The sequence below is a fragment of the Promicromonospora panici genome, from assembly GCF_900608595.1.
Classification (GTDB): Bacteria; Actinomycetota; Actinomycetes; order Actinomycetales; family Cellulomonadaceae; genus Promicromonospora; species Promicromonospora panici.
Map to the genome: position 1 here is coordinate 164,199 of NZ_UWYY01000013.1, position 15,539 is coordinate 179,737.

The 15,539-nt window shown below is 68.4% G+C and carries 16 protein-coding genes; 10 read left to right on the top strand and 6 right to left on the bottom strand.

Translation table 11 applies throughout. The annotated features are described in order from the left end of the window. Positions 1–893 precede the first annotated feature (893 nt). Together EW117_RS16700 and EW117_RS16705 are read left to right on the top strand one after the other, a co-directional pair. Positions 894–2,285, top strand: a complete 1,392-nt coding sequence (locus EW117_RS16700; protein WP_129787833.1) for an endo-1,4-beta-xylanase — start codon at positions 894–896, stop codon at positions 2,283–2,285. A 221-nt stretch (positions 2,286–2,506) separates the two neighbouring features. Beyond that, positions 2,507–3,817 carry a ricin-type beta-trefoil lectin domain protein gene (locus EW117_RS16705; RefSeq protein WP_129787834.1) on the top strand — a complete coding sequence of 437 codons (1,311 nt, stop codon included), beginning with the start codon at positions 2,507–2,509 and terminating at the stop codon, positions 3,815–3,817. A 149-nt stretch (positions 3,818–3,966) separates the two neighbouring features. Here EW117_RS16705 and EW117_RS16710 read toward each other — a convergent pair whose 3' ends face one another. Next, on the bottom strand, positions 3,967–4,206 hold the full coding sequence (locus EW117_RS16710; RefSeq protein ID WP_129787835.1) for a hypothetical protein: 240 nt from the start codon (positions 4,204–4,206) through the stop codon (positions 3,967–3,969). Positions 4,207–4,468: 262 nt separating this feature from the next. On the opposite strand from EW117_RS16710, the gene EW117_RS16715 reads away from it, so the two are divergent. After that, positions 4,469–4,870, top strand: a complete 402-nt coding sequence (locus EW117_RS16715) for a squamosa promoter-binding protein 15 (protein ID WP_129787836.1) — start codon at positions 4,469–4,471, stop codon at positions 4,868–4,870. 649 nt (positions 4,871–5,519) lie between these two features. On the opposite strand, the gene EW117_RS16720 is transcribed toward EW117_RS16715, so the two are convergent. Together EW117_RS16720 and EW117_RS16725 are read right to left on the bottom strand one after the other, a co-directional pair. Next, positions 5,520–5,714: a hypothetical protein gene (locus EW117_RS16720; protein ID WP_129787837.1), complete on the bottom strand. Its 195-nt coding sequence runs from the start codon at positions 5,712–5,714 to the stop codon at positions 5,520–5,522. Further along, positions 5,711–6,868 (bottom strand): MerR family transcriptional regulator, encoded by a 1,158-nt coding sequence (locus EW117_RS16725; RefSeq protein ID WP_242504337.1) that lies wholly within the window; start codon positions 6,866–6,868, stop codon positions 5,711–5,713. The genes EW117_RS16720 and EW117_RS16725 overlap by 4 nt, the downstream gene beginning before the upstream one ends. On the opposite strand from EW117_RS16725, the gene EW117_RS16730 reads away from it, so the two are divergent. The 5 genes from EW117_RS16730 to EW117_RS16750 all read left to right on the top strand — a co-directional run bounded on the left by EW117_RS16730 (position 6,837) and on the right by EW117_RS16750 (position 12,454). Then, entirely contained in the window at positions 6,837–7,406 is a 570-nt protein-coding gene (locus EW117_RS16730; RefSeq protein WP_129787838.1) for a dihydrofolate reductase family protein, read from the top strand. The genes EW117_RS16725 and EW117_RS16730 overlap by 32 nt on opposite strands. A 376-nt stretch (positions 7,407–7,782) precedes the next feature. Next, a complete protein-coding gene (locus EW117_RS16735) occupies positions 7,783–8,949 on the top strand; it encodes an acyl-CoA dehydrogenase family protein (RefSeq protein ID WP_129787839.1) in 1,167 nt (388 codons plus the stop codon). A 42-nt stretch (positions 8,950–8,991) separates the two neighbouring features. Beyond that, positions 8,992–9,771 carry an electron transfer flavoprotein subunit beta/FixA family protein gene (locus EW117_RS16740; protein ID WP_129787840.1) on the top strand — a complete coding sequence of 260 codons (780 nt, stop codon included), beginning with the start codon at positions 8,992–8,994 and terminating at the stop codon, positions 9,769–9,771. 14 nt (positions 9,772–9,785) lie between these two features. Beyond that, the gene (locus tag EW117_RS16745) at positions 9,786–10,748 is read left to right on the top strand and encodes an electron transfer flavoprotein subunit alpha/FixB family protein (protein WP_129787841.1); all 963 of its coding nucleotides are present in this window, start codon (positions 9,786–9,788) and stop codon (positions 10,746–10,748) included. Between the two features lie 101 nt (positions 10,749–10,849). Continuing rightward, a complete protein-coding gene (locus tag EW117_RS16750; RefSeq protein WP_242504338.1) occupies positions 10,850–12,454 on the top strand; it encodes a cytochrome b/b6 domain-containing protein in 1,605 nt (534 codons plus the stop codon). A 109-nt stretch (positions 12,455–12,563) separates the two neighbouring features. On the opposite strand, the gene EW117_RS16755 is transcribed toward EW117_RS16750, so the two are convergent. Beyond that, complete coding sequence (locus tag EW117_RS16755) at positions 12,564–12,782, bottom strand: CsbD family protein (protein ID WP_129787843.1); 219 nt, start codon at positions 12,780–12,782, stop codon at positions 12,564–12,566. A 192-nt stretch (positions 12,783–12,974) separates the two neighbouring features. On the opposite strand from EW117_RS16755, the gene EW117_RS16760 reads away from it, so the two are divergent. Next, on the top strand, positions 12,975–13,463 hold the full coding sequence (locus EW117_RS16760) for an SRPBCC family protein (protein WP_129787844.1): 489 nt from the start codon (positions 12,975–12,977) through the stop codon (positions 13,461–13,463). 73 nt (positions 13,464–13,536) lie between these two features. On the opposite strand, the gene EW117_RS16765 is transcribed toward EW117_RS16760, so the two are convergent. Further along, on the bottom strand, positions 13,537–13,968 hold the full coding sequence (locus EW117_RS16765; protein WP_242504339.1) for a winged helix-turn-helix transcriptional regulator: 432 nt from the start codon (positions 13,966–13,968) through the stop codon (positions 13,537–13,539). Between the two features lie 91 nt (positions 13,969–14,059). Between EW117_RS16765 and EW117_RS16770 the strand changes: the two genes are divergently transcribed. After that, on the top strand, positions 14,060–14,548 hold the full coding sequence (locus EW117_RS16770) for a hypothetical protein (protein WP_242504340.1): 489 nt from the start codon (positions 14,060–14,062) through the stop codon (positions 14,546–14,548). A gap of 39 nt (positions 14,549–14,587) precedes the next feature. Here EW117_RS16770 and EW117_RS16775 read toward each other — a convergent pair whose 3' ends face one another. Beyond that, positions 14,588–15,511: a phosphotransferase family protein gene (locus EW117_RS16775; protein ID WP_129787845.1), complete on the bottom strand. Its 924-nt coding sequence runs from the start codon at positions 15,509–15,511 to the stop codon at positions 14,588–14,590. Positions 15,512–15,539 lie beyond the last annotated feature (28 nt).

A 15,539-nucleotide genomic window follows, 5' to 3' on the forward strand; every position in this document is an offset into this window, starting at 1 on the left:
ACCGTCTGAGCCCATTTGACTCAAGCCCCGCTAGCGCATCCCAACGCCCCCAGATCCCTGGATCTCCAACGATCTCGCGGTGCCCAACCAGTTCGTCGGACACCGCGAGACACACCGGGACACCCTCCGGGAGAACCCGGCGTACAGACCGGCTCGTCCGCTTTTAAGTCTCTGATCTGCATCGGAACACCGGCCAGAGGTGTCCGGTACACATTGGATGCCGCGTGGGGTCAGGCGGCCTGCGACGCGCGGCGCGTCCGCGCCCTGGTGCGAAACCTGAACAGAGCCAGCCACGCAACCAGCCGCGTGCGGTGCCACGCCGGGCGCATGGCCCCAGCCTCGGTTGATGAGCGTTGGGCTATCTGGGCGATGCGCTGCGGTGATCCGTTGTTGTGTTCCCGGACGGGACTCTGCTGTCGCCGTCCACGAGCGTGCCGTCGACGTCGAGCGCCACGAGCGTCCGCGTGCACGTGACCGTTGCGGCGCTCATCGGGTTACCGCCCGGCGCAGCACGGACCGGACCTGGACTTCGAAGCCGCGACTTCCCCGGTCCACATTGTGTTGCCGGGCACGAACATCCGGTGATCCAGCGGCACGTCCAACCCGAGTTCGCGGGCGATCTGCTCGCCCTCTTTGAGGTGGGTCGGTTGGAGACTGACACGGTTGCTCGTCACGGTCACCAATTCGATGCGGTCAGCCCCGATGAGGGCCACGGACTGACCCAAGAACGTCGTGGCGCGACGCTTCGGCTCAGATCATCCTGCAGGCCCACTAATCGTTTCAGTCCTTGCCAGGGTGTCGGCCCGCGGAGTTATGTGATCGCTAACACGACCGGAGTCTCTGTTCGGTCCCTACCTGTCGAAGACGCCAGGTGTCGTAGAAGAGGAGTTGCGATGAGGACTACATCAAGACCTGGCCGTCGCGCCTTGGTGGGTGCGGCGTTGTGCGTCGCATCGGTGGTTGCCGGTTTGATGGCTGCCGCGCCGGCGCAGGCTGCGGAGAGCACGTTGGGCGCCGCGGCTGCGCAGAGCGGGCGGTACTTCGGTGCGGCGGTGCCGGTTGGGCGGTTGAGCGAGTCGGCGTACACCACGATCTTGAACCGTGAGTTCAATATGATCACGGCCGAGAACGAGATGAAGATGGACGCGACCGAGCCGTCGCAGAACCAGTTCAACTTCTCACGCGGCGACCAGATCGCGAACTGGGCGATCCAGAACGGCAAGCAGGTGCGCGGCCACACTCTCGCGTGGCACGCCCAGCAGCCGGCCTGGATGCAGAGCATGGAGGGCAGTGCGCTGCGCAACGCGCTGCTCAACCACATCACGCAGGTCGCCACCCACTACCGTGGCAAGGTTCACTCGTGGGACGTCGTCAACGAGGCGTTCGCCGACGGTGGTTCGGGTGGCCGGCGGGACTCGAACCTCCAGCGCACGGGGAACGACTGGATCGAGGCGGCGTTCAGGGCCGCGCGGGTGGCCGACCCGGGCGCCAAGCTCTGCTACAACGACTACAACACCGACGGGATCAACGCGAAGTCGACCGGGATCTACAACATGGTCAGGGACTTCAAAGCCCGTGGGGTGCCGATCGACTGTGTCGGGTTCCAGTCGCACCTAGGGACCTCGCTCTCCAGCGACTACCAGGCCAACCTGCAGCGGTTCGCGGACCTGGGTGTGGACGTGCAGATCACCGAGCTGGACGTGGAGCAGGGCAACAACCAGGCCAACATCTACGCGGCGGTGACCCGGGCGTGCCTGGCGGTCTCGCGGTGCACCGGCATCACGGTGTGGGGTGTGCGCGACGACACCTCCTGGCGCACGGACAACCCCCTGCTGTTCGACCGCTCGGGCAACAAGAAGCCCGCCTACTACGCCGTCCTCGACGCGCTCAACGGCGTCTCCTCGGGCAACACGTTCCGGCTGCGGAGCGAGTCTTCGGGCCGGTGCCTCGACGTGCCGAACGGCACCACCACCAACGGCACGAGCCTGCAGATCTGGGACTGCCACAACAACTCCAACCAGCAGATCACCCAGAGCGGCCAGACGCTGCGGATACTGGGCAAGTGCCTGGACGTCCCTGTGGACGCCGTGAACGGCACCCGGGTCCAGCTGTGGGACTGCAACGGGGGCAACAACCAGCAGTGGACGTCCAACGACAGCTCGATCAGCAGCGTTCGGTTCCCGTCGCTGTGCCTCGACGTGAACGGCGCGGCCACAGCGAACGGCACGGTCGTGATCCTGTGGTCGTGCCACTCCAACGCGAACCAGCGGTGGAGCCGGGTTTGACCGGTAGCCGCTGAGCCGCGGGGGCCAATCGTTTAGATCCCCCGAACATTGACCGCGTTTATTTAGACTCTCGTTGATCTTCCCGGCATCGCACGACAGGATTCCCCAGCGACTGGGAGCGCTTCCAGGCGACGCCTGGCCGCGTTCTCCGAGGCAACGGACCTCTTATGCGATGCCGCCCCACAGGTCTCAACGATGCTGACCACAAGGAGCTTCGTCCTATGTCGAGATTCAGATCCGCTCTCGTGTGCCTCGCGGCCGCGATCGTCGTGGCGACGGCCGGGGGTGTGACGGCGCAGGCCGCCGAGACGTCCCAGGCCAGCGCCTCCGACGTCACCGCCGCCGCCAGCTCCGGCTGCGGGAAGGCCCCCGCCCTCAACAGCGGCAAGCACAACATCCAGAGCAGCGGCCAGAACCGCAGCTACATCCTCAAGGTCCCCGCGAACTACGACCGCAACAAGCCGCACAAGCTGATCTTCGGCAACCACTGGTTGGGCGGCACCGCCGAGCAGGTCGCCGGCGGCGGCTCCGACGGCGCCGTCTACGCGCACTACGGGCTCGACGCCCTGTCCAACGGCTCGGCGATCTTCGTCGCGCCGCAGGGCCTGGGCAACGGCTGGGCCAACTCGAACGGCCAGGACGTCGTGTTCTTCGACGACATGATCCGGACCGTCGAAGCCGCCCTCTGCGTCGACGAGTCACAGCGGTTCTCCCTGGGCTTCAGCTATGGCGGCGCGATGAGCTACGCGCTGGCATGCGCCCGCCCGAACGTGTTCCGCGGGGTCATTGCGATCGCCGCGCCCGGCGGGATCAGTGGCTGCAGCGGGGGCACGGGAGCCGTGGCATACATGGGCGTCCATGGTGTCTCGGACAACATCGGCGCCGGACGCGGCATGCGCGACCGGTTCCTCTCCAACAACGGCTGCGCCGCGCAGAACGCGCCGGAGCCGGCGGCGGGCAGCCTGACGCACACCCTCACCACCTATTCCTGCCGCGCCGGCTTCCCGGTCGTGTGGGCGCCGTTCGACGGCGGCCACCAGCAGGGACCGGTCGACGGTTGCCGCGGTTGCGAGAGCGGCGCCCGCAGCTGGGTGAAGGGAGAGATCTGGCGCTTCATCAGCCAGTTCTCCTCCACCCCGCCCGCTGACAGCGGCCAGGTGCGCAACAGCGGTGCCAACCGCTGCCTGGACGTCTCGGCGCAGTCGCAGTCGAACGGTGCGGTCGTGCAGCTGTGGGACTGCCACGACGGGGCGAACCAGCAGTGGTCCGTCACCGCTTCGAAGCAGCTCTCCGTCTACGGCGGCAAGTGCCTCGATGCCGAAGGCGGCGGGACCTCGCCGGGGACCAGGGCCATCATCTGGGACTGCCACGGCGGCGCGAACCAGCAGTGGAACGTGAACGCCAACGGCACGATCACCGGCGTCCAGTCGGGACTGTGCCTGGGTACGACCAACAACGGGACGGCCAACGGGACAGTAGCGGTCTTGTCGGCCTGCAACGGCTCGACGAGTCAGAACTGGGCCTTGAGCTAGTCCGCCGACCGGCGCACCCGCTGCGCCGCACACAAGTGAACGGGCCTTCCGCGAGGGGGCCCGTTCCGCTGCGCCCTTGAACGGCGAAGGGCCAGTAATCCGCATCGAACAGGTAACCGACGGCTTAACGGCGCGAGTGGGCTGACCGGTCAGCCGGCGAGCTCCTGCCCGAAGTTGACGAAGATGAGCTGCCGGTCGACGGTAACTGTCTCTCGGTCGATGTGGACGACAACGAGAACGCGGAGGCGCTGAGCGAGTGGCTGCGGACGGAAGCTCCCCTCCGGTCGAGTCCTGAGCGTCGCGGAGTGGGCGGTGTCCAACCAGTTCGTCGGACAGCGCGAGACATACCGGTACACCTCTGGGAGAACCGAGACGAGTAAGAACGTCACGTGACGGCCGTCGGCAGCCTTCGCGCGGACCCAGGACCATGCGTCCGGCCGGCCAGCGACCGGCAGCTCGCCCTCGTGGATGCTGTAGCAGGACCGAGTCGCGCACCCCTGCCAGCGGCCGGGATCGTTGGAATTCCAACGATCCCGGGCGGTTGCCACAACTACCGATCCCGCCCATCAGTCGGGATCGAAGTTTCGCTTCAACCTTGACCACTTCCGAACCCATTGGTCAGGCGATGTTCGTTGCAGTACAACGATCGCTATGAGCTGGGTGGCGAACGTGATGATCTCGGTCGATATGGACGACAACGAGAACGCGGAGGCGCTGAGCGAGTGGCTACGGACAGAAGCCCCTCGCCGGTCGAGTCCTGAGCGTCGCGGAGTGGGATACCTGAGGTTGCTCACGAGCGCGGAGGACAGCCAATGGGGCGGGTGGAAGGCGCCCGAGTGCGAGGTGTGGGCGGGAGCCTTGAACCACGCTGACCTTGGTGCTGTCCGGCAGCGATTCTTCGAGACGCCGTGGCGCGAGCCGAACGCGGCGCAACTGTTCGTGATGGACCAGGAAGAGGGCTTCTTCCGGCTGTGGATGATCCGCGGCGACGAACTGCGGCAGTTCACGCCGCTCGTACCGAGCGAGGACGACGAGGTCTTTTATCGGGGGTGAAGAGCCGAGCGCAAGGCCGTTCACACTCGGACGGCGGCGAACCTGCGCGCGGTCTGATTGGAGAGCAGCTCGGTACATGGGTACACATGACCGCCGTCTGAGCCCATCCGACGCCACCCCCACCAACGCGCCCCGGAACCGGTAGAACCGCGAGATTCCAACGTTCTCGCGGTGCCCAACCAACTCGTCGGACACCGCGAGACATACCGGTACACCCTCCGGAAGAACCCGGCGTACAGGCCGGCTCGTCCGCTTTTAACACTCTGATCTGCATCGGAGCACCGGCCAGAAGTGTCCGGTACACATTGGATGCCGCGTGGGGTCAGGCGGCCTGCGACATGCGACGCGTCCGCGCCCTGGTGCGAAACCTGAACAGAGCCAGCCACGCAACCAGCCCACGTGCGGTGCCACGCCGCGCGCATGGCCCCAGCCTCGGTTGATGAGCGTTGGGCTATCTGGGCGATGCGCTGCGGTGATCTGTTGTCGACGACTTGGTTGCAGTGCGGCGTCAGCGACCCGCTGAAGTCGAGAACGCGATCGTCAGGACGGGAGCTGACCGCGCGTGTGCAGGTCCCGAGGTGCGACTAGGGGCGTGAACGTCTCGGCGTTCACGCCCCTCGGAGATGTGGCAGGAGACCAGGTGTCGCGTTCAGTCGTTCGTTCGCCAAGTCGGTCCGAAGTCTCCCCGGGTGCCCGGCGTCGCGTCGTTCAGCGCCGTCACCAACTCCTTGACACTCTTGCCAGCCATCTCATCCTCAAGGGAGTAGTCGGCCGCGTCGGGGTCGGGGGCCGTCGGTTCGCCCTGGACCACGCCCTGGAATTCCTCGTTGATCCGGATTCTCACGGCCGGAGCGTATCTGCCGCTCGGGTCTTGCCTCGTGTTCGATTCAGCGGGTCACCGTGAGTGGCGAGCTCCTCAGCTAGTTGCATGCACCGCAGCCGGGCCGGGGAGAGGTCGAAGGGCATCTTTCCGATGGCCTCGAACGCACTCATGGTCTTCTGCCCCCTGCGAGAGTGTTGGCCAACCTCGTCCTCGTTCTCACCGGCGGGGTGCAGAGCATCCCAGGAGTCGAACAGCGCATCCTCGCTCTGCGCCAGGCCGGAATCCTCGATGACGGCGTCCAACGCCATCTCGAAGGCGTGCCGTTCTGCGGCCACCCGAGCCACGCGGGGGTCGTCGACGGCGATCGTGTCGTCGAGCGCCTCCTCGGCCGTGTCAACACGGTCGGATTCCGCCCGCAGATCCGGATGTGTGGCCAGGGCGATGAAACGGGTGGCCCGGATGGCCGCACCGAGCGGGCCGACGATCCGCTCGATGACCAGCAGGTCGTCCAGGTCCGTCTGGCGCAGTGAGCCTCTGGGCAGGTCCTCGAGGCGGCTGGTGACGAAATCGGAGAGCAGACCCGTCATGCCGCCCTGGGTCCGCATGCGCTGCACGGCGGTCCGCTGCCGCCGCAGCTCTGCTTCCTGGGCGACGAGGGTGTCCTCCAGCCGTTCCAGGATGCCCGCGATGCCGTGGTCGTCGTCGGCATCGGCAGAAGGGGTTTCGGCGAAGGCGTCCCGGATGTCGTCCAGGCCGATCCCGGCGTCGGCCATCTTGCGGATCCACAGCAGCCGGATCATGTCCTCGTAGCCGTAGCGGCGGCGGTTGTCACCGCCCCGCTCGGGCTCGGGGAGCAGGCCGATCTCGTGGTAGTGACGGATCGCCCGCGGCGTGGTGCCGACGAAGGCCGCCGCGTCACCGATCTTGACCTGGCGCGGCGGAATGAAAGACGAGTACACGGGCAGGGCCTTCCTCAGTGGGGCGGGATGTGAGTCCACCGCACCACATACCGCTACGAGAGGTGCAACTCCTGCAACATGCGCGCGCAGGCCGGATCGGGGTACCGATGAGAAGTGACGCCGGTTGTCGTCTGAGCTGAGTACGGCCCGGTGAACGCGGGGCGCATCAAGGGAGAGCAACACGATGAGACCACTCCGATACTCGATCAACGTCACACTCGACGGCTGCTGCCATCACGAGGCAGGACTCCCTCCGGACGAGGAGTCGATGCGCTACTGGACCGCTGAGATGGAGCGGGCCGATGCCCTGCTCTTCGGCCGGGTGACCTACGAGATGATGGAGTCGGCATGGCGGAAGCCGGCCAAAGGTCCCTGGCCCGACTGGATGGGTGAGTCGGAGATCCCGTTCGCAAAGGCCATCGACCAGGCGAAGAAGTACGTCGTGTCGAGCACGCTGAGCGGGGTCGACTGGAATGCCGAGCTGGTGCGAGGCGACTTGGGGCCAGCGGTTCAGCGGCTCAAGCAGCAGTCAGGCGAGGGCCTGTGGGTGGGTGGCGTGACGCTCCCTCTGGCGCTGGCAGATCTGGGACTGATCGACGAGTACGAGTTCGTTGTGCAGCCGGTTATCGCCGGACACGGGCCGACGTTGCTCGCCGGTCTGCGCGAGCGTATCCAGCTCGAGGTCGTGGACCGCCATGAGTTCCGGTCGGGGGCGGTCGCCCTGCGATACCGGCCCACGCAGGTCACGGCCTGACGTGATCTAGCACTCTGGCCGCTCCCGCACGCCGAGCGCTCCGGAGCCTCGCGCCGTCCGTCGTCGGCCGCGATCCCCGCAGTCCGGAGACGCCGTTTCAGACGTCGGCTCAGGCCTGCTCGCCGGGCAAGGACCTTTATCCACAAGTGGTGCTTGATCTGATACTGGGTCTCAGGCATACTCGCCAGTGCCCGGGCGGCGGCACGACGCCGACGCACGAGACTCTCGACGACGAGCAGGACGGACCCGCGATGCGAGCTGGCGACACGACGGCGGTCGTCGCGATGCGCCCCAGGGTCATGTCGAGGCCGGCTGACCGGAACACCCCTCCACGAGCCGGGCACCACAGCCGCCCGGCCCAACGAAAGGCGAAGCCATGCAGCGTGACATCTACGACGAGGACCACGAGGCGTTCCGCGAGGTAGTGAAGGAGTTCGTCAAGCGTTACGTGACCTCCGAGAAGGCGAAGCAGTGGGACGCCGACGGCGAGGTCGACCGCGCCACGATGAAGGCCGCGGCGGAGCACGGCATCATCGGGCTCTCGGTGCCGGAGGAGTTCGGCGGCGCCGGCATGCTGATGGACTTCCGCTTCCGGAGCGTGGTGAACGAGGAGCTCATCCGCAGCGGCCACGGCTCGGCACTGGCCAGTGCCGCGGGAATCCACGACGACCTCGCGGTGCCGTACCTCGCACACTTCGGCACCGACGCCCAGAAGGCGAAGTGGCTCCCGAAGATGGCCACGGCCGACGTGCTCGGCGCGCTCGCGATGACCGAGCCGGGTGCGGGTAGCGACCTACGGGCCGCGCGGACCACCGCAAAGAAGGTGGACGGTGGCTACGTCGTCAACGGTGCCAAGACGTTCATCTCCAGCGGCAAGACGGCGGACATCGTCGTCACGTTCGTCAAGACCGGCGAGGGCAACCGCCCGGACGCCTTCAGCCTCGTCATCCTCGAGGACGGCATGGAGGGGTTCGAGCACGGCAAGAAGCTGCACAAGATGGGCTTTCCCGGCCACGACACGGCCGAGCTGAGCTTCAGCGACGTCTTCGTGCCGGACGAGAACCTCATCGGCGGCGTCGAGGGCCGCGGGTTCGTGCACCTCATGATGAACCTGCCGCTGGAGCGCCTCTCGATCGGGGCCGTCGCTGCTGCGGTGGGCGAGGCCGCGGTGGGATGGACCCTCGACTACACGACGAGCCGTGAGGCGTTCGGCAAGCAGGTCGTCGACTTCCAGAACACGCGGTTCCGACTGGCGGAGATGGCCACCACGGTCGACGTCATGTGGGCCTACATCGACCGCGCGATGAACCTCTACCGGCAGGGCAAGCTCAGCGCGGACGAGGCCGCGAAGGTGAAGTTCTGGTGCACCGAGCGGGAGTGGGAGATCCTCGACCAGGGTGTTCAGCTGCACGGCGGGTACGGCTACATCCTGGAGTACCCGATCGCGCGGGCCTTCCTCGACGCCCGCGTGCACCGCATCTACGGCGGCACGAACGAGGTGATGCGCGAGATCGTCGCCCGCAGTGTCACCGGCCGCAAGTAGTCTTCCCCCGTCAGCCGTCCGAGGAAAGAGCAGAGTCCGCCCATGAGGATCGTCGTCCTGGTGAAAGTCGTGCCCGACACCAACGTTGAGCGGACGCTCAGCCTGGAGACAGGGCTCGCCGATCGTGCCACGGCCGATCTCGTCGCCGACGAGATCGGAGAGCGTGCCCTGGAGGTCGCGCTCACCTACGCCGAAGCGCACGAGGGCACCGACGTGCACGTGCTGGTCGTCGGTCCCGAGGAGTCGTCGGCGTCGATCCGCAAGTGCCTCGCGATGGGTGCGGCGAGCGCCACGCACGTCGTCGACGACGGGCTCGTCGGCGCGGACCTCGGGCTGACGGCCGAGGTGATCGCGGTGGCGCTCGGCCGGGTCGGGTACGACCTGGTGATCGCCGGCAACCAGTCCACCGATGGTATGGGCGGGGTGCTGCCGGCGATGGTGGCCGAACACCTGGGTCTCCCGAGCCTGACGAACCTCACCGCGGTGACCATCGGGGACGCCGAGGTCAGCGGCACGCGTGTGTCGGACGACGCGGCGGTGGGCCTGAGCGCGCCGCTGCCGGCCGTCGTGTCGGTGACCGAGGCGCTCCCCGACCCCCGGTTCCCGGGATTCAAGGGGATCATGGCGGCGAAGAAGAAGCCGCTGGACGTGATCTCGCTCGCCGACCTCGGCATCGACGCGGACGACCTGAGCACGTCGCGCTCGATCATGCTCGCGGTCGACGCCCGTCCTCCGCGAGGCGCGGGCGTGAAGATCACCGATGACGAGGGCGACGCCGGCATCCGGCTGGCGGCCTTCCTGGCCGAGAACCACCAGATCTGAGGAGGAGGACGACGATGACTCTCGCTGCTGACTCGATCCTGGTACTGCTTGATACGACCCCCGACGGCGGCCTGGCGAAGTCCTCGGCCGCGCTGCTGGGTGCGGCCTCGACCGTGGGGACGCCGGTCGCGCTCGTTCTCGGCGACGAGGCGGCCGCCACGGCCGCCGCCGAGCTCGGGGCCGCCACGGTGCTGCGCGCCGCTGCGACGTCCGACGGTCAGGTAGGTGTTGTCGACGCCCTGGCCGCCGCCGCGGCCCTGGCCCGGCCCGACGCCGTCCTGGCGTCCCACTCGGTCGACGGCCGGGAGGCCGCCGCCCGCTTCGCGGTGCGCGCCCGCTCCGGCCTGGTCGTCGATGCGATCGGGGTGGACCGCGACGACCAGGGCGTCACCGCCCGCACCTCCGCCTATGGCGGGGCCTACACGGTGACCTCGGCGGTGACGCACGGAGCCCCGGTCGTCACGGTGCGTCAGGGCGCGGTCGAGGCGCGCGCCGAGGCGCGGCCGCTGGCCGAGATCATGCTCGAGGTGGCCGCGAGCGGTGTTGCCGCCGCCAAGGCCGGTGCGGTCGAGGTCGCCGAGAAGAGCGCCGGGCGCCCTGACCTGCGCGGAGCCGCGAAGGTCGTCTCGGGCGGGTGGGGCCTGGGCTCGAAGGAGGACTTCGCGCTCGTCGAGCAGCTCGCCGACGCCCTCGGCGCCGCGCTCGGCGCGTCGCGCGCCGCGGTGGACGCCGGGTTCGTGCCGGCGTCGGCACAGGTGGGCCAGACGGGCGTGCAGGTCTCGCCACAGCTCTACATCGCCCTGGGCATCTCCGGGGCGATCCAGCACCTGGCCGGCATGCAGACGGCGAAGACCATCGTCGCGATCAACAAGGACGAGGACGCCCCGATCTTCGAGATCGCCGACTTCGGGGTCGTTGGTGACGTGTTCACCGTCGTGCCGCAGCTCATCGCTGAGATCGAGAAGGCGAAGGCCTGACCACCGTGGCGACGTTCTCCCAGGGCCTTCGTCAGGGGCTGCCTCGTCGTCCCGGCGGACCGGCATGGCCGCCGGTCGCTGAGTCCGCGGCGGCTCCGGCAGTGGCTGACGGCACCGCGACGCAGGAGGCGGCCGGCGCCGTCGAGGTCACGCTGCGTCGCGGCCTGCCGCGCGTCGCCGGTGGCGAGCCCTGGCCGCCGGCCGGCATCGTCCGGGTGGACCGCTCCCCGGCCTCGGCGGCGACGTCGTCCGCCGGCCAGCCTGCCGTGGTGGACGGGACCGCCGTCGTGGGCGAGGCTGCCGCCGCGACCGCATCTGTCGCTGCGGATGTTCCGGCCGCCCTCGCGTCGGCTTCCACGGATACTCCCGCCGCCCCCGTGCCGGCCGGAACCGCCGTCGAGACCGTCACGGAGCAGGTGGCGCTGCGCCGCGGCCTGCCGCGGGTTGCCGGTGGCGAGCCCTGGCCTCCGGCGGAGACGGTCGCGGTCCAGCGCAGGCTCGCCGCGGCTCCCACGGCTCCCGCGACCGCGTCGGCGCCCGCCGGGGCCGCCTCGGCCCCTCCTGTGGCCGAATCGCCCCGTACCGAATCGCCCGCCAGCGGGTCACCGGCGCCCGAGGCGGCCCCGGTGGCCCCGGTGGCCCCGTCGTCGAGCGTTCCCGCCGACCAGGGCGAGAGCGCGCCGGTCGCGGGTCCCCCTGCCGTCGTCGAACCCGCCCTGGAAGCCCTGGCCGAGCCCGCACGACCGACCGAACCTGCACGACCCGCCGAACCGGCACGACCTGCCGAGCCCGCGCGGGAGCCGCGCAGGATCGGCTCGCGCACCCTGGGCGGGTGGGTGCGGACACTCGGGTGGGGGCTGGCCGGCGTCGTCGCCGCTGCGGGGATCATCGTGCTGGCCGCGCGCGGCGTGACCACGCTGCCGGGCGTGCCCGGGTTCCTGGAGCGCTACCCCGGGTCCTACGAGCTGCCCGACTCCGCCCCGGTCGGCTTCCCCGTCTGGGCCAACTGGATGCACTACCTCAACTTCTTCTTCCTGGTGCTGATCGTGCGCACGGGCCTGCTGGTGCGGTACCAGAAGAACCCGCCCGCCTACTGGACGCCCGCGCGGGGCGGCAAGAAGATCAGCATCAACCTGTGGCTGCACACCGGCATCGACCTGCTGTGGCTGGCCAACGGGGTCGTGTTCGTGGTGCTCCTGTTCGCGTCCGGCCACTGGGTACGGATCGTGCCGACCTCGTGGGAGGTGTTCCCGAACGCGGCGTCGGCGGCGCTGCAATACCTCACGCTGGACTGGCCCACCGAGCACGGCTGGGTGAACTACAACAGCCTGCAGCAGCTCATGTACTTCGTGGTGGTGTTCGTCGCCGCCCCGCTGGCCGCGATCACCGGGTTGCGCATGAGCGAGTGGTGGCCCAAGGACGCGGAACGGCTGAACAGGCTCTTCCCGGCGCCGGTGGCTCGGGCGCTCCACTTCCCGACGATGCTCTTCTTCGTGCTGTTCGTGATCGTGCACGTCACCCTGGTGTTCGCCACGGGGGCGCTGCGCAACCTGAACCACATGTTCGCGGCCTCTGACACGGTCAGCTGGGAGGGCTTCGCCTGGTTCTCGGGAGGTCTCGTCGTCGCGGTCGCGGCGGTCGTCGCGGCGAGGCCGCTCGTCATCGCGCCGATCGCGTCCCTCGTCGGCAAGGTCAGCAGCCGCTGAGCGCCGGTGCCGCCGGGTACCCGACAGGCCGCAGGGCCTGCCGGGTACCCGGCGGACAGACCGGCACGCCCGCTTGGAGCCGCAGGGAAGTGGGCGTCCGACGGTGGCTTCAGCGGTCTCTCATCCTGTCGACCGCGTCCTCGCCCTCTTCCTTGACCTCGTGCGCCGCGTCCTTGATCTTGTCGCCGGCCTGCTTCGCCTCGGCGGCGAGGGTCTCGCCACGGCCTTCTGCCTCCATCTCGGGGTCGTCCGTCGCGTCGCCGACGTTCTTCTTGAGGCGGCCCTTGGCCTCCTCGGCCTGATGCTTGATCTTGTCGTCCATGCTCATGGCCACTCCTCACCTCGTGGAGCCCGGGGCCGTGGCCCGGGTGCCCGCTCACGACTCACCGGGGCACTCTCCACGGTGTCACCGGCGGCGGTCACTCGCACCGCCATAGAGAATCGTCAGTCGTGAGTTGGATGTCAGACCTCTCCGTCGAGGAGCAGGACGCCATGTGTCCCACATAGCAGAATGCGCGTCATGAAGTACACCAACTCGATCGAGATCGCTCTGCCGCGAGAGAGGGTCGCCCAGCTGCTCGCCGACCCGGCACACCTGCCGAAGTGGCTGCGAGGCATGGTGCTGCACGAGCCCGTGAATGGGGTACACGGGCAGCTCGGTACCACGTCGCGGATCGTGATGCAGTCGGGGAATCGGCAGATCGAGTTCACCGAAACGGTCACACGCCGGGAGCCGGCAGAGCTGCACGGGATTCCTGAAGAGGCCGTCGTTCACTTCGACCGCGAGAGTGTTGGCGAGGGCATGTGGAGCGTCGTGCGCGATCGGCTGACCGAAGCCGATCCGGAGACGACGCTCTGGGAGCAGGAGAGCGAGTTCCGGTTCGGCGGCCTGCTGATGCGGCTGGTGGGGTTGCTGATGCCCGGCGCCTTCCACAAGCAGTCGCAGCAGCACATGGAGGACTTCAAGGCGTTCGCGGAACAAGGGAAGGATGTCCGCGAAGGGCGGTGACCACTTTGTCGTTGATCGCGGGGCCACGGATGGTCAGGCCACGCGCCGGGTGGGACCTGCAAGTCCGTTGGGCCTACGCGATCATGTCGGCGCAGCTCATTGCCGTGCCCGGTGCGGCCGAGCCGTCGGTGCGCAGCAGGTGAGCCTCACCCCAGACCCTGACCCCTTCGACGACGGGCAGGACAGTGGTCCCGTACGGAGTGAGCCGGTAGATGACGGGCGCCGGAACCGGTCCGGTCACCACACGTTCGACGAGTCCGTCGGCTTCGAGCTCACGGAGCTGTTCGGCCAGCACCTTGGGTGTGATAGGCGCGCTTCTGCGGCGGAGGCCGGCGAAGTGGGACTCTCCGTGGGCGAGCCAGTAGAGCAGGGTCAGCTTCCATTTGCCGCCGATCGCGGTGAACGCCGCGGCCATCGGGCAGCCTGGCAGCGGGTTGGGCCGAGAGAGGTTACCTGTAGGTGCCTTCTTGTCCATGGCTGTGCTCCGCTCGATAGTCGAGACCATGACCATTCCATACCGAAGAATCCTGACTGTAGGCCTCTCCGCCGCTCTGTTGTTCGTGACGGCGGCATCGGGTGGCGCCGCACCGGCTCCCGTGTCATCGACGACCGCGGACGCCCAGCGCGACTTCGACTGGGAGATCGGTACCTGGCGTTCCAGCGTGCGGGTGCTCGCTGATCCACTCTCGGAGTCCCCGGACGAATGGCTGCAGTTCACGGGCACCAGCACGGTGCGTCCGCTCGTGGATCGGCGGGCCAACGTGGTCGAGTTCGAGGTGTCGGGGCCGGACGGCCGTATCGACGCGCTCAATCTGAGGCTGTACGAGCCGCAGGCACAGCGGTGGAGCCTGACCTTCGTCAACATGCGTGACGGTCTGCTCACTCCTGCGGTGTACGGCGGGTTCCGCGACGGCGTCGGCGAGTTCTACGGCGACGACCGGCTCGGCGAGCGTCCGATCAAGGTGCGGTTTCTCATCACCCGCGTGAGTCAGGACGAGGCAAGGTTCGAGCAGGCGTTCTCAGCCGACGGGGGAGTGACGTGGGAGACGAACTGGATCGCCGTGGATCGCCGGATCCGTCGCTGAAGGGATGCCGCCGCGCATCCAGCACGGAACGCGGCACCCTCACACGAGCAGCGCCTCGAGCTCCGGAAGCCGGCCGAACATGTCGGGGAGGCCGCGAATGCCGTTGCGCGCGGCCTCGTGCGACAGTGCGAGGTCAGGACCGGTGCTCGCCTCGGCACCGGCGAGGCAGCGGAGGATGTTCCACCGCGTATGCCCGAGCCAGCCGCCGATCATGAAGACGAACCAGCTCGGACCCGGCGGCGGCAGCGTCCCGCCCCCTGCGACGTACCCGTCGAGCACGGCTCGGAAGATGGCGGGCTCGATGTTGTCGAAGCCCGGTCCCTTCGAGATGCTGAGCGCGGTCGAGCCGAGCTCACTGGACAGGTCGAGCATCCCCGAGAGCTCCCAGTCGAGCAGGACCGGCCGACTGTCCCGGGCGAGCAGGTTCCACGGTTGGACGTCCTTGTGGGTCAGGACGACGGGGCCCGGCCGCTCGCAGGTGTCGACGAAGCGGGCGATCGCGAGGAACGCTTCGACGTGGGAGACGAGATCGTCGGCCCACGGCTGTCCGGTCGCGGCCGCCCGCTCGGCCAGCTCAGGCCAGTCCCGTGCCGTCGGGTCCTCGACCGACACGTGTGTCCACTCGACGTCGAGCGCGTGGATGCGCGCCAGGATCTCACCGATCTCGAACGCGTACGCCGCCGACACCGGCGCTTCGGGCACCTTCTCTCCCTCGACCCACCGGTGGACGAGTGTGTCGTGGCTGGCCGAGATCGGCTCCGGCATCGGGATGCCGGCGGCGAAGGCCGCCCGCTCGAGCCTGAACACGTCCTCGACGTGGTAGGTCGAGCGGCGGTCGGCGAGGTTCAGCTCCTTCACCGCGAACGACCCCTGGTCGGTGTCGAGCCGGTACATCCGGTTGGCGAACCCGCCGTGGACGCGCGCCATCGGTCTGATCGGCGTCCCGAGATGCGAAAGGTGCATGCCACGCAATGTAGGGCTCGCACTTGCA

Excerpts from the sequence above, each read along its gene's own strand:
- EW117_RS16700 (WP_129787833.1), top strand. The coding sequence starts at position 894 with ATGAGGACTACATCAAGACCTGGCCGTCGCGCCTTGGTGGGTGCGGCG.
- EW117_RS16705 (WP_129787834.1), top strand. The coding sequence starts at position 2,507 with ATGTCGAGATTCAGATCCGCTCTCGTGTGCCTCGCGGCCGCGATCGTC.
- EW117_RS16735 (WP_129787839.1), top strand. The coding sequence starts at position 7,783 with ATGCAGCGTGACATCTACGACGAGGACCACGAGGCGTTCCGCGAGGTA.
- EW117_RS16765 (WP_242504339.1), bottom strand. The coding sequence starts at position 13,968 with ATGGTCTCGACTATCGAGCGGAGCACAGCCATGGACAAGAAGGCACCT.
- EW117_RS16755 (WP_129787843.1), bottom strand. The coding sequence starts at position 12,782 with ATGAGCATGGACGACAAGATCAAGCATCAGGCCGAGGAGGCCAAGGGC.
- EW117_RS16745 (WP_129787841.1), top strand. The coding sequence starts at position 9,786 with ATGACTCTCGCTGCTGACTCGATCCTGGTACTGCTTGATACGACCCCC.
- EW117_RS16775 (WP_129787845.1), bottom strand. The coding sequence starts at position 15,511 with ATGCACCTTTCGCATCTCGGGACGCCGATCAGACCGATGGCGCGCGTC.
- EW117_RS16730 (WP_129787838.1), top strand. The coding sequence starts at position 6,837 with ATGAGACCACTCCGATACTCGATCAACGTCACACTCGACGGCTGCTGC.
- EW117_RS16740 (WP_129787840.1), top strand. The coding sequence starts at position 8,992 with ATGAGGATCGTCGTCCTGGTGAAAGTCGTGCCCGACACCAACGTTGAG.
- EW117_RS16715 (WP_129787836.1), top strand. The coding sequence starts at position 4,469 with ATGAGCTGGGTGGCGAACGTGATGATCTCGGTCGATATGGACGACAAC.
- EW117_RS16760 (WP_129787844.1), top strand. The coding sequence starts at position 12,975 with ATGAAGTACACCAACTCGATCGAGATCGCTCTGCCGCGAGAGAGGGTC.